This window comes from Enterococcus sp. DIV1937 (assembly GCF_050535975.1).
Lineage (GTDB): Bacteria > Bacillota > Bacilli > Lactobacillales > Enterococcaceae > Enterococcus > Enterococcus faecalis.
In genome coordinates, this window is record NZ_CP172909.1 from 1,753,259 (window position 1) to 1,769,409 (window position 16,151).

9 protein-coding genes are annotated in these 16,151 nt (G+C 36.0%); all 9 read right to left on the reverse strand.

Annotated features, from left to right (window positions below; genetic code table 11):
- Positions 1 to 118: 118 nt before the first annotated feature.
- The gene (locus IGL13_RS08465) at positions 119 to 2,800 is read right to left on the reverse strand and encodes a DUF5776 domain-containing protein (protein ID WP_002378509.1); all 2,682 of its coding nucleotides are present in this window, start codon (positions 2,798 to 2,800) and stop codon (positions 119 to 121) included.
- 242 nt (positions 2,801 to 3,042) lie between these two features.
- Positions 3,043 to 3,891 (reverse strand): LicD family protein, encoded by an 849-nt coding sequence (locus IGL13_RS08470; RefSeq protein WP_002362106.1) that lies wholly within the window; start codon positions 3,889 to 3,891, stop codon positions 3,043 to 3,045.
- 15 nt (positions 3,892 to 3,906) lie between these two features.
- Positions 3,907 to 4,665: a glycosyltransferase family 2 protein gene (locus tag IGL13_RS08475; RefSeq protein WP_002356910.1), complete on the reverse strand. Its 759-nt coding sequence runs from the start codon at positions 4,663 to 4,665 to the stop codon at positions 3,907 to 3,909.
- Positions 4,666 to 4,799: 134 nt separating this feature from the next.
- Positions 4,800 to 6,197, reverse strand: a complete 1,398-nt coding sequence (locus tag IGL13_RS08480; RefSeq protein WP_002356909.1) for a sugar transferase — start codon at positions 6,195 to 6,197, stop codon at positions 4,800 to 4,802.
- A 105-nt stretch (positions 6,198 to 6,302) separates the two neighbouring features.
- Entirely contained in the window at positions 6,303 to 7,604 is a 1,302-nt protein-coding gene (locus IGL13_RS08485) for an EpaQ family protein (RefSeq protein ID WP_002378510.1), read from the reverse strand.
- Between the two features lie 28 nt (positions 7,605 to 7,632).
- Positions 7,633 to 9,636 carry a DUF7657 domain-containing protein gene (locus IGL13_RS08490; RefSeq protein WP_002398588.1) on the reverse strand — a complete coding sequence of 668 codons (2,004 nt, stop codon included), beginning with the start codon at positions 9,634 to 9,636 and terminating at the stop codon, positions 7,633 to 7,635.
- Positions 9,637 to 11,778, reverse strand: a complete 2,142-nt coding sequence (locus IGL13_RS08495) for a glycosyltransferase family 2 protein (RefSeq protein ID WP_002378512.1) — start codon at positions 11,776 to 11,778, stop codon at positions 9,637 to 9,639.
- A gap of 11 nt (positions 11,779 to 11,789) precedes the next feature.
- Positions 11,790 to 14,933 carry a glycosyltransferase gene (locus IGL13_RS08500; RefSeq protein ID WP_002378513.1) on the reverse strand — a complete coding sequence of 1,048 codons (3,144 nt, stop codon included), beginning with the start codon at positions 14,931 to 14,933 and terminating at the stop codon, positions 11,790 to 11,792.
- Positions 14,923 to 16,140, reverse strand: a complete 1,218-nt coding sequence (locus tag IGL13_RS08505; protein ID WP_002356901.1) for an ABC transporter ATP-binding protein — start codon at positions 16,138 to 16,140, stop codon at positions 14,923 to 14,925. The genes IGL13_RS08500 and IGL13_RS08505 overlap by 11 nt, the downstream gene beginning before the upstream one ends.
- Between the last annotated feature and the right edge of the window lie 11 nt (positions 16,141 to 16,151).

Genomic DNA, 16,151 nt, shown 5'->3' on the forward strand with positions numbered 1-16,151 from the left:
AAAAACACCTTTGTCGAACTCGTATAAAAATAAGTCCAACAAAGATGTCAATATATATATTTAACCTTTCAAATATTCTCTTTACTTTAATTAATTAGGCTGTTTATTGACGGAGAGCTTAACCTACTTTTGCTACATACCACTTATTAGCAGTTAAATACCCTTGGTTCGTCTTTAACCTTGGTATACCATTATTCGTATATTCGATTGCTTCAACTTCAACAATCGTATTCTTCTTAACGGCCTGTCCTTTTTTAGTAAACTCAACATTATTGTAGAAGCTATCATCAATTAAGAGCTTAACTTTTTTTGGATTAGTAACAAAGTAATTGTTATTGGTATTTCCAGCAGCTGTCACATAGTTTTTATTTGCAGTAAGATAGCCTTCTTCTGTCTTCAAGCGAGGAACACCATTAGAGGAATACTCAATGCCCTTAACTGGAACGACAGTCCCAGAGGATAAGGTTCTGCTAGCATTACTAAACTCTACATCAGTATATAGTTTATCTGACACTCGCATAATAATTTGGTGCGGGTTTTCAGTAAAGTAATTATCTGAATTTGATACCAATTTTGTAACATATGTTTTGTTAGCAGTTATATAGCCTTTTGCAGTCTTTAATCTAGGCAATCCGTTTTCAGTATAATCAACACTTAAAACTTTGATTAATGTATCTTTGGAAACAGACTCACCTTTTTTACTGAAATTTACATCTTGATAATAATAATCATTTGTTTTCATAACTACATACTCTGGATAATCATATAGATAATCTTTGATATTTGGTACAACTTTTTGGGCATAACTTTTATTCGCTGTTAAATAACCATTTTGGGTAATCAAACGAGGAACTTGATTTTCACGGTATTCGATTCCCACAACAGGAACTAAACTTCCCTTGGAAACAGCCGATCCTTTATATAAGAAGTCTGGATCCCCATAAAAATTATCACTATTTTTCATAATAATTTGCCCTGGATTAACCGTATGATAGTTGGCAATCCAAGATCCAGTAGCTACTACATAGTTCTTGTTAGCCGTGAAATAATACCCATTTGCCGTCTTCAATCTAGGAATTCCTGATTTTGTTTTCTCAATAGCAGTTACTTTTAAAACACTGCCTGCAGTTACTTTATTTGCTTTTGTCTTGAATTCTACATCTTTGTAATAGGTATCTTCGTTTCTGGTAATTACTTGCCCAGGATTAGATGTGTAGTAAATATCTTCTAACCCTTTATATTGTTCAACTATATTTTTATTTGCAGTCAAATATCCTTTCGCTGTTTTCAATCGAAATATACCGCTTTGAGTATAAGCTAAATCTTCAACTTCTACTATTGTTCCCTTCGAAACCTTAGACAACCTTTGCTTAAATTCTGGATCAGCATAGAAATAATCATCGCTTTTCAAACGAACTTTTTTAGGATTTGTCGTAAAATACAAATCAATATTGCTTTGTGCTGCTAATACATAACCTTTATTTGCTGTTAAATAACCTTGATCTGTAACCAATCTAGGAATTCCTGCTGAACTATATTCAATCCCCTTAATGGTAACTAGTGTATTTTTTTTAACTCGCCAACTAGGAGTTCTAAACGCCACATCTTGGTAAAAAGTATCGTCATTTTTCATGATCACTCGACCTGGATTAGTTGTGTAATACTTACTTAAGTCGGGCCCACTACTATTACCCATATTTAAAAAATTACTATAGGTCATGGAAATATCAAACGGACGCCCTTCATAATTAGCTAAACCAGGGAAATACATTTGCGAAGACCATTGCCAAGCACCATGGTCATTATTCCACTGCATGGAACTATCTGGAGTATATGGATATTGCGCTACCCATACTCTGTCTCTTCCGAAGGCGGAGGTGTCGATATAGCCATTTGTTAACCACCATTTGCCAACATACAACGCATCATTTTTATACCCTAGTGCCTTTAATTGCTGGTTAAACGCAACAGAATTAGCATGGGCGTTTCGCCCATTGTTTGTAAGCGTTGGATCTTCCGCATCATTAAACATTATGGTATTTTTATCTAAGCCAGAGTTAGCCGCCGCCTGAGCAAAATATCTTGCTTCATCTTGTGCTGTCGCAGCAGAGACATACATACTATAGTGATATGCTGAAACTTTTAAGCCCGCAGCTTTGGCATTTCTAATTTGGCCCGCAGCATATGGATTAACATACCAAGTTCCTTCTGTCAATTTAACCGAGACACCTGTTACACCATAGCTTTTAATTTTTTGATATTCAGCTACTGAAATGTCTCCATTCCAACTAGAAACGTCAATAAAATTCTTGCCAGGCAAATTAGGATCATTCGCATAGACGTTCGCAACTGTTGCTCGCGCTACCCTAGAAGAAATGCCATTTTTCATAGCATATGTTCCTTTTTTATGGTTCGTTCCTTCACGTGCTGCTTCTTGATAATCCGCTTCATCTTGGTCAATGGTCTTTTTTTCTACTTCAGAGCTTTGTGAGGCTTCTGTTTTACTATCTGTTGTGTTTGTTTCTGAAACAGAAGAATGTTCTTCCGTTGTACTATTTGTTGAAGAATCAAGAGACTCTTCTTTTGTGCTTGAAGTAGAACTATCTCTTTCAGAGGTATTTTCTTCTGTAACAGAAGATGTATCCTCCGTTGAATTAGTCGTTGTTTCTGACGTAGCTTGAGTGACCAAGCCAGTCTCCCCCGTTGTTTCTGTTTTTACAAGCTCTTCTCCAGATGCAATCACACTAAAACTATTTAATAATACGGTACAAATTAACATACCTGAAATGATTTTTTTCATGAAACTCTCCTTATATATTTAATAATATGTATCTTTCTTAAACACTTGCCATTCGCTCTCGAAAATGTGTATCCTATAACCTTCAACTAATTGTTTTCACATTTTAAAACTAACACCAATTATTATCTCATACCTTTATTTCAAATTCAATTACGCTTTTTTAACATTCCTATATCAATTTTTTACTTTTAAATGGTAAAAAGATGAAAACAGATCTTTAATCGATTGTTTTCATCTTTTATTTATTTTTTAAGATATTCTGTGTACGATTTTTTAGTATCAACAATTAGCGCTTCATGATGGGGTTGGCGATCTTCCTCTGGTGGCAATTGCATATAATCCCCAAAAACCTGTGTTAAGTAGCGCTTGTAGCCCACTGGTATTGGCATTTTTGTATCTTCAAATGGAACAAAAATAGCAGATTTAAAATCTTCCAAATGATAAATATTACCCATGTAGCGTGGTCCGACACATAATTCTGTAACATAAGGAGTGGAGCCGAAGGAATACTTAGTCATTCTTTTTTCAGCAAAGCGCCAAATATGATAGCGAACCTTTTTCGATGGAAAGATATTCAATAATACCCGACTCCCCGTTGCTAAAATGCCACCATGTTTTTCTGGTACCACTTGTGAACAGAATAAAGCATAAATTAATGCCCAAATTTTTTGTTTCTTCCTTTGAAAATTTCCTTTTGGCGCACCATCTAAAGGAAAAATATCGATAGGAATACCATGAGGAATCGCTAATCCATCTTGATAGGTTTTAATAAACGTTGTCTGTGCATCCCTAATTGTCATAAATGAATTATGATCATTATAAGTTTTTGAAGCAACTAACAATGGATAACGTTCTGTATCTGCATATTTAGGCCAAAGCACTTTTAATTTTTCATAATCTGGTCTTGGCATAAAGAAATCTAAGTCATCATCCCATGGAATAAAACCTTGACTGCGGATTGCTCCAATACAACCGCCTCCACAAAAATAACAGGTTAGATTATGTTCTTCACAAAAAGCCACAAAATATTTTGACATGCGTAAAACGACTTGTTGAATTTCTACTAATTGCGTCTGTGTTGTTTGTTCCACTTTTCCTTTTCCTCCCTATTCATTCTTTGCATATTTAAATGTTGTATAGAATAAAAAACGCATTAAGTAGAATGAACTCTTAATAACTGAAAATTGTTCATTTTGACGCAAAATTTTCCAAACCCAACTGATTGTATTCCATTTGTTAGAAGATGTAGAGGTGGTTAGCTTACGATAAATGGCTAATTTTTCGTTAATAAAATAGACCGTATTTATTTCTTTCAAAATGTTTAACCAAGTAGCATAGTCTTCATGTTTTAAATCCGGCATTAAATGGCGTTTAAGCAGATTAGATTCGACTACGACTGTTAAGCAGCCGATAGTATTTGTTTTTAAAAGATCTTGATAGGTTTGTGGTCCCTCACTAAAATTACGCTCATGAGTAATGTTGCCATTTTCATTACATACAAAATAAGAACTACATGTAAATAAAAGTTTTTTTTCTTCCATCCACTTGATTTGAACTTCTAATTTATTAGGAAGCCATAAATCATCACTATCTAAAAAGGCAATATATTGTCCCTTTGAAGCTTCAATTCCTTTATTTCTGGTCTTTGCAATGCCCATGTTCTGTTCATTTTTCAGTAAAAAGATTCTTGAATCTTTTTCCATAAAGGCAAGTGCAATATCAATAGAATCATCTTTACTTCCATCATCAATGAGTAATAATTCCCAATTCTGGTAGGTTTGTTCCAGAACGCTTTCAATAGATTTTGATAAAAATTTGCCAGCATTGTACATGGGCATAATAATTGAAACAAGTGCTGTTTCCATTTGTTCACTCCTCGTTGCATTTTATGTAAGAATGTAACAGTTTATATTATCGCATAGCTCTTTTATTATTTCAACGTTCCTTGTTTCCAAAAAAAGTTTGAGACATAAGCTTAAATAACTTATGTCTCAAACTTTTAACGGTAAATTCTAATAGCATTCTCTTTACAATAATCCATCGTCAATTCTTCACGTTCTTCAGACTCATCCAATCCTCTTGATGATACTTTATCAAAGAGAATTTTGATGGTTTGAAGCAGAATTTTCATATCCAATAGTAATGAATAATTCTTGATGTACAGTAAATCAAAGTTCAATTTACTATTGTAGTCAGAAGCATACTTCCCATAAACTTGGGCATAGCCAGTAATCCCCGCACGTACATTGTGACGTAAATAGTAATTCGGGTTTTCCTGATTAAATTGATCAACAAAGAATGGTCGTTCAGGACGTGGTCCGACAATGGACATATCCCCGCGAATAACATTGATTAGTTGTGGCAACTCATCAATACGTAAAGCGCGCAAGTATTTACCAACTGTAGTGACGCGACTGTCATTACTTGTAGATAACACTGGACCTGATTTTGCTTCCGCTGTTGCCGACATCGTTCTAAATTTTAAAATCGAGAACTCACGTTGATCTAATGTAATCCGAGTTTGTTTGTAAATCACTGGTCCCGGTGAGGTTGCTTTGACTAAAATCGCTGCAATAAGCATTAAGGGTGAGGTAATCACAAATAGGCAAACAGAGACTAAAATATCGAATAAACGTTTAATAAAATTCTCTTCTGGTTGAATTTCAAAATTTGAGACTTCGATAATACTTTCATCTTCAAAGTTCATCATGTTTGGTTTTAACATAATTAGATTTTCAAAACTTGTATCTAAAAAGATTTTTTTCTTGTGTTTGACAATTAATTGATACAATTTTACTTTTTCGTTCTCATCAACATTACTTGAAATATAAACAATATCGATTTCATCGATAATTTTTTTTAAGTTTTCATAGTAATTGCTGACAACAACGCTCGTTACTTTATGCTTGTTATTTTTATCAGACATAAAGTTTTGAATTGACCGCATGACTTGATTTTCTTTACCTAGTAAAACAACTTTTCGCTCATTGCTGACCTTTAAGTAAAGATAATAAACAAGAATTCGCCAAAGACTTAGAACAATAATTCCGATTATAAAGGAATATCCTAAAACAGAACGCGGGAACGTAAACCAACGTCCGGCAAATGTCACAATCATAATCGTTAAAGTCATTAAAATTTGACCAATCACCGTGACAAAAATGATGTCACTAATTTTGCGATTATAAAAAATATACGCACCTAACAACAAATTCAAAAAGATAAAAAAGATTGAAATGTAAATTGCAGATTTTTCATAAGCCACAAAGTTAAATGAAGGAATTTCTCGGCCAAATTTCACCATAAACCCTAAGATGATTGATAAATTATAGAGCAAAACGTCTGCTAAAATAATTACAATCCGTCTTGCATTACTCCATTCACTTTTTGATGTCATTAAAAACTTCCTCTCTTCACTTCCAGTAATTACATTATTTGTAATAACATGCAACCCCTATATTACCATAATGTCAGCGGACAAGAAAGTTCTATAGGATGAAAATTATCTGCGATGTCTTTGGACACGACTTAATTCTTCAGGTTGGTCCCAGCCCTCTTCGTCAACAGGTGCTATCGGGCGCTCTTCATTGCTAACAGGACTTGTTTGTTTCACTCGTTTTCTTCTTTTAGGTGTCGTTGGTCTTTCATGTCTTCCTCGTTTTTTCTCTGGCCGGAAGTAGAAGGCTAGCCCAAGGAAACTATAAACTATCGGCATCCAATGAGGCGCTAATAAAATATCTTCCATAAATGAATGAATCCAGATTAAAAGGAAGCCTAAAAGTAAACTAACTTGCAAACGATCCAATGTTTTTTTGCGGAAACCAATCAATAAAATCATACTGACTAAAAAACCAAATAAAATCAGATAGCCAATGACACCAAAATTACTTAACGTAAATAGAAAAGCATTATGTGTCCCCAGCGGTTTCCATGAGGCCACAAAAGGCTCCATACCGACTTTAATATGTTGAGGATCAGATAACCATTTAGCAAAAAACTCATGCCAAATTCGTTCTCTTCCTGTAAATAAATCAACAGTATCCGATTCCGCACATAAGTAAAATAACAATGGTCCCAATGCAGCTACTCCGACAAAACCAAATAGCCAAACTTTCGAACGTTGCAAGAAACGTTTTGGTAAAAGATTATCCACCAGAATAAAACCAACTAAAATGGCAAAAGAGGTTTTGGATTGACTGACCCATGTACCTAAAACACCACCAATGTATACAGGTAAAAGCAGCAGGTTAAAAACCTTATTTCTATATGCTTTGATCAAACTACTGGCCATCATTGTTGAAAACATCAACGTTGCACCAATCGTATTGGTATTAATCCAAATACTTTCTAGTTTATTTGATTCTTTAAAAATTTCGTCTGCTGGAATCAACTGAGGCAACTCCACGGACATCCGATACAAAGTCGCACTCAAAGCAACTAAAGAGACAATTAATAAAAGCGTTTGATCCACACGGTCAAAGACACAAACTTTAAAACAAAGGACCAACAAAATAATTAAAGGAATCATTGTATCTGTTTGCATTGTGCTATGACGGATTGATTCCGTAAAGTGAAACAAGAGCCAGGTGGCTAACGCCAACGCAACGGTTAGCCAGTCAATAAATTTTAATTTCGTACAATTTAATAGCAGTACAAGTATTACTGCTATTAATAATAAAATTGAACTATTGGCATACATATATTTTGTGACTGGCGCATCAATTCCTACGACCCACATCGTATACGAGCCGATCATTGTTACTAATAAAATAAGTCGACCGATTCTATTCAATACTTTTCCCATATTCAAACCTCATTCCATGAATGAATCACTAGTCGTTTATTCGATAAATATATGCCCCGTTCTGATCAGGTCCATATAATTTTTCAAAATGAATCGTTGGTGTGTCTAACGGTTCTAATGGTTTATAAACGACCGCATATTTAATCCCATATTCTTTTAATTTTTCTGGAGATAAACGAGCAATAATCGCATCTTTTTGCATCAACTCTAAAACAGGGGCCTGATTTCCTACTTCAACATTGATGTGCGCATAGCGATTATAAATAAATGTGTCTTTTCCTTTTGGATCTAATGGTTTCCAAGCCTCTAAGTCAGGTGTAAAAGCAACACCGTTAAATGTATGCACACCTAACATTGGCAAATAGCCATACATCAAGCGTTCGCCCACCCACAATTGGTTGGGGTCTTTTTTGTTAATTTCTTCCACTTCTACCGCTAATTTTTTACCATAGACAGCAGAAACGCCTCGAGAAATTGGATTAACAAAGGCACCAGAAACCATAATGATTCCTAATAAGACAAGGACAAATAACGTGCGCCAACGTTTAAATAAAGCAACAATTAAAACGGTAGCGACAACTAAGACACCAATGATGTCCATTCGTGTAACGTATAACCGTAAATTGCCCGTATATAAAACAAAGAAATACAGAACAACATTTAATCCTAGCGCCCCTAACCAGGCCATCATTGGAATTTTTGCTTGGCGATTCCATAAATAATCGATGAACCATAAACTTAACAACACAGCGGCAAACCCGAAGGATAACATCGCCCGTTGTTCTGGCACATAAGACCACAATGTCAACTTAGCAAAAATTGTTGGAAATTGCACGCTCATCCAAACTAAGTTAAATAAACAATACACGAATAAGACAAAACCGTAAATGTTTTCTTTGATTTTTTTATAAAAAATAAATGGTGAGAGCGGCAAAATAACAAAAAATAATTGATAAAAACTACTGATTTCCGAATTATTGGAATATGGAACATCTTGAAACGGCATTTTCCAATTTGTTAAAAATAACAAAATATCGCGTTTAGGCATATCGCCACCTAAACTTACCCGTTTTCCTGGATAAGCGGTATCCATTACTGCTTTTAAGGAATCCAATGAGCCATATAGCGATCCGCCAACAATAATCGCCGTCATCAAGAGTGCCCCACCTATCAGGACCCCATCCCACTTATCCAACTTAATTTTTTTACGAAATTCTAAAAAGAATAAAATTAAAAATAATAAAATCAAATAACCAAGTGGTACTTGTAACGCAGGATAAATAACTAAAACAAATCCTGAGGCCATAATAACAGCCGTTATCGCACAAATGACACGACGTCGAACACTACTATGATAATAGAAATAATTATAAATTCCCACTAAAAAACCTAAGCCAAAAAATACTAAATCTCCAACTGGCGAGACAAACCACCATTGAAGGGCCGAAGAAAACGGAATCCAAACACTTGCTAACAAAGCTAAATATTTATTCCGCCGTGTGACGATCAAACCAATTTCAAAAGAAAATAAAATTAAGCCAATTAATTTAAGATTCCAATACCATGATAAGCCATATTCTTTGCCTAATAGTACATAGCCCCACGTAAAAGGTTTCGCTAACGTGGCCAAATTCCACGCTGGTGAATTATAGCCTACCACCATGTCTTGCCCATTTAACGTAATCACATCATTATGTGTTTTCAAACCTGTTTGTGTTTGTGAGAGGCTAAATGGGGTTTGAACGAGCCATTCATCCGAGCGAACACCTCTTGGTTCACCAGCAATTAATGAACTTTTTTGACCATCTGCATATTCAGAAACATACGCATCCCACATGTTTAATGAACTACCATGGACTTTAAAGGCTACCAGTAAAATAAAAATGACTGCCGCTAGCAGATAGCGCCAGCGTAACAAATGATCAACCAAGCGAGCGCTCTGCTCAGCTTGGTTGCGTAATGGTTGTTTTTCTTTTCTTGTAGTTAGTTGTTGTTCCATCTTTTCGCTCCATTTCGTCATCCGCAATTGCATCTAGTCAATTCGTAATGAAAAGTTGGGAATATCCCTTGTCAGATTAGGATTATAAAATGGATCATTTTCAATTAAAGGTCCCCATTTTTCTTCCATCATCACTTTTTCTTGTTCAAAACGTTTTTTCTTTTTGCCTTTATCATCATATCCACGAGTTTGAGATTCAAAATGATAAAGCTCTGCTTCATGAAGCCAGACATTGTCACGTCCTAAAGCTTGGACTTTCAAGCATAAATCAACATCATTGAAAGCTACGGTAAACGCTTCTTCAAAACCACCAACTGCATCAAAATCTGCTTTTTTCATAAGTAAGCATGCGGCAGTTACTGCTGAATAATTAACATTAATAGCTAACCGACCAAAATAGCCTAAGTCACCATGGGGATAACCATAATGACCATGTCCAGCAACACCACCTAATCCTAAAATAACGCCTGCGTGTTGGACCGTATTATTTGGATACAATAATTTCGCACCTACACAGCCAATCCGTTCTTGCTGAGCAAATGAAACCATCAAGGTTAACCAATTCTCTGTAATCACTTCGGTATCATTATTTAAAAATAATAAATACTCTCCGTGCGCTTTTTTCGCTGCACGATTGTTAATAGTTGAGAAATTGAATGGAATATCGATTGATTCAACGAAAAAGCGGCCAGGTAATTGTTGTTCAAATTCTGCATATAATTCGTGCATTTTTGGATCTGTACTTCCATTATCAGCCATAATAATCTCGTAATTTTGGTAGGTTGTTTTTTCAATAATCGATGAAACACAACGTTGTACGTCTTTATAGCCATTTTTAGTTGGAATAATAATTGAGACTAACTTTTCAGATTCAATGTCATAATAAACATCGTATAAGCCATTCGCCGCCCCATGCGTTGCATGACCATTAATTCCTCGACGAACGAGCGCATCTTGCACGGCTCTTAGCCCCGCTTCAAAAGCATAACCTTTGGAGCCCTGATCCACTGCTGTTGAGGTTGGCAGCATCCGCCAATAGTAAAGAACTTTTGGAATATGTTTGATGCGTTCTTTTGTCGTTTTTTCAGTAAATCTTAAGACTAAATCGTAGTCTTGAGAACCTTCGTAACCTTTTCGAAAGCCGCCAATTTCTTCTAGAATACTCCGACGATACACGCCTAAATGCGAAATGTAATTCGTTCCTAAAAGTAAATCAGGTGACCAATCTGGTTTAAAGGCTGGATCAGAACGATTTCCATCCATGTCAATCTTATCTTCATCACTATAAATTAAGTCCAGTTCTGGGTTTTCATTCAGCACTTTAACCACTTCATAAAAAGCATTGATTGCTAATTCATCATCGTTGTCTAGTAAGGCGACAAATTCTCCGGTAGCAATCGCTAAAGCAGAGTTAGTCGCTTCGGAAATATGACCATTTTGTTCACGAAAGACGACCCGAATTCGCTCATCCAATTGTTGGTACTCTGTTAAAATCTTTTTGACATTAGGATCTGTTGAGGCGTCATCGGCCATACATAATTCCCAATTAGTATAGACTTGATTCAAAATAGAATCAATGCACAACCGAAGCCATTTTTCTTCAACATTATACACTGGCATCGCAATGGAAATTTTAGGTTGATAATGAAATGTTGCGATTTCTTGTGTCATCGCTTCTATGTCTAGTACTTCATTTCTAGCTAACCAGTTAGGATACGAAGCTTGATTTCTTAGTTTCTCAATTTTCGCTCGTTGAATGGTATGAGAAATACCATTTTTAGCCATATACTTAAATCCTTTTTTGGCTTTTATCCAGAGACGAGTCACTTTATCTTCTGTCCCTGGAATCACTGGATATTTTTTATTCAAGGGAAAATCCACCGTTATAACATGTGCTGATGATTGAAAATGAAAAGGGAGTACTTTTTTTTGTTTAATTCCTTCAAGTGTAACAACAAAGCCAGCTTCAATCGCAGGCTCTGTTTGATAAATTTGATTAACATCTTCACGTAAAACGCGCTGAATGTTATAAGCGGACACTTGGTTTTCATTATTAATTGTGAAAGTTGGGCTTTCTTTAGTGATTGTATCTAACGCCCAACCTGTAATGGTTAAATTATTTGTTGTTTTGTCGCGATAGATACTATCAAAGATCACCTTAATGTCTTCATTCATGTGCATTCTCCTTATAGATGTTTCGGATTTCGGTAGGGATCAACTAAAGCTTCCGCGGTCCATTTTTCCGCAAGTTCTTTATAAGATCCTTTTTTATCATGGTTTTGCATTTTTTCGTCTGCTTTCAAAATTGCATAGGACACATATACATTTCGTTTACCAGCGCTAGCAAATTGTAACGATAAATCGACACCCATCCACTCTTTACCTAAGTTTTCGTTAATTCCTTCTAAATTTAGGTAAAGTTGTTTGTTGAATAGTAAGCAGTCTTCAGTTGCTGCTTGAATATTTCTTGGTAAAGCAATTCTGTAATAGTAACCTAAGCTTTTACCAGGGGTGCCTTTTTCGGGATAAAGTAATCGACCTTTGTCTGTATCAACTGATACTCCCACCGTTTCCACGCGATAGCGTGCGTCAACTACGCGGCCAGTCACTAAACCAGAGGTCTCTTGTTGACCAATGTTCATTAACTCTTTTAACCAATCATTTTTCGTTGGTACCAATCCAGCATTTAATAAAGCCACATATTCTCCCTTAGCAGCTTGAATCATGCCATGACGAGTTTCTGTTGAAACATAACGAAGACGGTCATTTTGGATATTTATTTGATTCTCGAAGCGTGCAGGCAATAGAATTTCATAATTTGTATAGGCAGTTTTTTCTAATAATTGACGTAAGTAACTACTCATATTCTCTGTATCATTCGTAATAATCAATGATACCATCGGCACATGATCATAAAGATAGTTAATTTTATAGGAACCATAAAATTCGGCAATCTCTACTTGTGCTTTTAAGCCACGGCGTTCCGTTGCCGCTTGGACCGCTTTTTGACCAGCTACATAGGCGTAACCTTTGCTTTCAGGGTTTAGAGCAGTCGATGATTCAATGGCACGCCAATGATACATCATACCAGGAATATGCTTGATTTTCGTTGCTTGTTCCGTTGCTCGTAATACGAAATCATAGTCTTGAGCGCCGTTATATGCTGAGTTCAATCCGCCTACTTTTTCTAATAAATCACGTTTCACAACAACAAAGTGTGTAATGTAATTATGGTTTAAAATCAGTTCTGGATTCCAGTCCGATTTGTAAAACGCGTTGAAGCGACGACCATTTTCTGTAATTTTATCTTCATCAGTATAAAGAAAATCAATCGTTGGGTCTGTGTTTAAAGCTTTGACCACTTCATATAATGCTTGTGGCGCTAATTCATCATCGTTATCCATGAAACCAACAAAATCGCCAGTAGCAATCGACAAAGCTGAGTTAGTTGCTTCTGAAATATGTCCGTTTTCTTCGCGATAAATAACTTTGATTCGTTGATCTAGTTCTTTATATTTTTCTAGCATGGGCTTAATATGTTCGCTTGGCGATGCATCATCTGCTAAACATAACTCCCAATTTTCATAGTACTGATTTTGTAAAGAAGAAACGCACGCTGCAAGCCATTTTTCTTCGACATTATAAACAGGCACAGCGACAGAAATTTTAGGCTGAAATTGGAACGTTTTAATTTCCGCTAAAACTGCCTCCACGTCAACAGGGGCTTCTGCTTTTTCTTGTCGTTTAAAGTACCACTTCACTGAGCCCATCAAACCACGTGTCTGAATCGAACGCCATGCTCGATCAAATTTCGTACCTGGTTGAACCATGTTTGGACGCTCCACCACATATTGAACCTTCTGGCCTGATTTGGTGTCAATGTTTAGCGTGTAGGCTGGTAAATCTTCTGGATCTTTAATCGTAATGACAAAACCATAATCTTGATCGCCTTCTAATTCGAACATATCAATAACATCACGACGGTATTCTGTTTCCACCGTATAAGTGACTGATTCACTAGCTTCTGCAATGCTGAATCTTAGCGGATAATTTGTTTGTTTGTCATACGCCCACCCTCTGATAACAGAAACGTTATTTTCTACATCGCGAGCAATATCATCAATGGTTAAATTAATCATTTTATCAAATTTAGTTAACGTGATTCGTTTATATTTTCCAGTAGGCATAGGGGCAGTCTCCGTCTGTTTATTCATTTCTTCTAAAAATTGATTTCTTTCATCTAACAGTGCATGAATAAAGGTATTTTCACGTTCTGAATAGTTGCCTTCAAAGAAATAATCAATGTCTACTGTCAGGTCTTTGCCTGCCATTTGTGCATCGGTTACTTCGATTACAGGTACTTGCGTATCTAAGAAATAATAGATATTCTCTTGTACCAGAAAAGCATTCGTGGCTGCGACTGGGACTGTCTCGCCGTCTATCGTCATGGATAATTTGATAATTGTCCCCGTTAAACTTGGGAATAATTTTATCAGTTGGACATCTTCTGGTATCTTCAGTTGGAACCGTTTTGTTTCAGGTTTTTGTAAATCAACTGGTTGATCCAACTCAGTCTCTTTTTCTTCGCCGCAATTAATTAAAATATGAACGTTTTTTTCATTGTATGAATTTACTGGTGTCACTCGCTCTGGCTGTTCTACTGGTTCAGCAGTCAAGGCAAAAAAGTACTGATACACTTCGCCAAAGGGACGCGCTTTAAAAGCTGCTTGTACTTCTACAGGTAACGCTTCATACGTCGTAGGAATTTCGTTGTAGCCAACTTGATTAAATGTAAAATCTTCTTTGGCAATGTATAAACCAACTTCTGCAAAAACTTTTTCAAATCCTTCTTGTAAATAGAATGATTTATGCGTAGCATCCAATAGCCCAGTTTCATTCCACGTTAAACGATTATTAAATAAATCAATTAACACCGAATTATGCGCCAAATTAGGGAAAGTGATTAAGATTTGACCGCCTGGTTTTAAAAACGGTTTGACTTTTGCTAAGGCGCTTTGAGGATTCATTAAATGTTCCAACACATCTGCAAAAACGATATAATCAAACGTCTTACCAGCAAAGTATTCGACCCAATCATTTTCATCAATATTGCCATAAAAGGCATCTGTTGAAAATTGACTGACATGATCATAAAGTTCTTTGTCTAATTCAACAATTGAGACCTGGCACTTTTTTTCTTCCATCAAATAGCTAGTCATTCGCCCATTACCTGGACCAAATTCCAAGACATCACTATTTTCTTTGATTTGTGCTACGATTTTCCCAACACTGGTACTCTCGTCTGTTTCCATTTCAAAATCATACTTCATCTTTTGTCGTATCCTTCCATTTATGATCTAAGATGACAATTCCTTCTCCGGCATAACGACCGGTAATAAACATCGTCACGTATTTTGTTTTGTAGACTAATGGGACTGTTGCATGTTCCTCAAAGAAAGCAATATCAAAATAATATTCACCTGTTAATAATGACATTTTTTCATATTCTAAATAAAAAACATTCCGTCCTTTTTTCCAAGGAATTTGCACGCCATCTAACAACGTATTTAAGCCACAGACATAATGATTGTCCACTGTTCGAATAGCGACCCCACAAACAGGCTTCTTAATTTGGTCATTTTTGACAGTATATTCAATTTTTACAATCACTTTTTCATCTTGCGTTACCATTTCTAATGGTTCATAATCCGCATTTAAAAGTTCCGCATGATCCACTTCAATAATATCTGGTGTTGGGGTTTCATCTTTCATGGTCGCTTCGCGGTCAACCGTTTTAATTGATTTCTTTTTCAAAAAGTTTTCGTAGTTGGTCGTCACGTCCATCGTATCTCCATATTCAACGACTTTCCCGTGTTGCAACCAAAAAGTTCTGTCACAAAAACGACGAATGGAGTTTACATCGTGAGAAACAAATAAAATTGTTTTACCAGAATTTTTAATTTCCGTAAATTTTTCCATACATTTTAATTGAAACTCTAAATCCCCGACAGCCAACGCTTCATCGACAATTAAAATATCGGGATCCACGTTAATGGCTACCGCAAAAGCCAAGCGGACAAACATACCACTAGAGTACGTTTTAACTGGTTGATACAAATGATCGCCGATGTCAGCAAAATCAATGACATCTTGGACACGCTCTTCCATCTCTTCTCGGGAAAAACCCAAGACCATTCCATTTAAGAAAATATTTTCATATCCTGAATATTCAGGGTTAAAACCTGAACCTAATTCAAGCAACGCTGAAATTTTCCCATTAATCACCATGGACCCGGAGGTTGGCGTTAATACTCCTGTAATAATTTTTAACATGGTTGATTTTCCAGAACCATTTTCGCCGACAAAGCCAATCATCTCGCCTTTTTTAATTTGCATCGTGACATCGTCTAACGCATAAAACAAATCGTGGTAGGATTTTTTGGTTGGACTAAGCGCTTCTTTAAACCGATCGGACGGCTTTTTATACATGTTGTATGTTTTGGTAATATGTTGGATATCGATTGCATATTCTGACATGTCGTTCTCTC

Bases quoted from the DNA above. Each gene is read 5' to 3' on its own strand.
- IGL13_RS08485 (WP_002378510.1), bottom strand. From the start codon at position 7,604: ATGGGAAAAGTATTGAATAGAATCGGTCGACTTATTTTATTAGTAACA.
- IGL13_RS08505 (WP_002356901.1), bottom strand. From the start codon at position 16,140: ATGTCAGAATATGCAATCGATATCCAACATATTACCAAAACATACAAC.
- IGL13_RS08480 (WP_002356909.1), bottom strand. From the start codon at position 6,197: ATGACATCAAAAAGTGAATGGAGTAATGCAAGACGGATTGTAATTATT.
- IGL13_RS08465 (WP_002378509.1), bottom strand. From the start codon at position 2,800: ATGAAAAAAATCATTTCAGGTATGTTAATTTGTACCGTATTATTAAAT.
- IGL13_RS08490 (WP_002398588.1), bottom strand. From the start codon at position 9,636: ATGCAATTGCGGATGACGAAATGGAGCGAAAAGATGGAACAACAACTA.
- IGL13_RS08475 (WP_002356910.1), bottom strand. From the start codon at position 4,665: ATGGAAACAGCACTTGTTTCAATTATTATGCCCATGTACAATGCTGGC.
- IGL13_RS08495 (WP_002378512.1), bottom strand. From the start codon at position 11,778: ATGAATGAAGACATTAAGGTGATCTTTGATAGTATCTATCGCGACAAA.
- IGL13_RS08500 (WP_002378513.1), bottom strand. From the start codon at position 14,933: ATGAAGTATGATTTTGAAATGGAAACAGACGAGAGTACCAGTGTTGGG.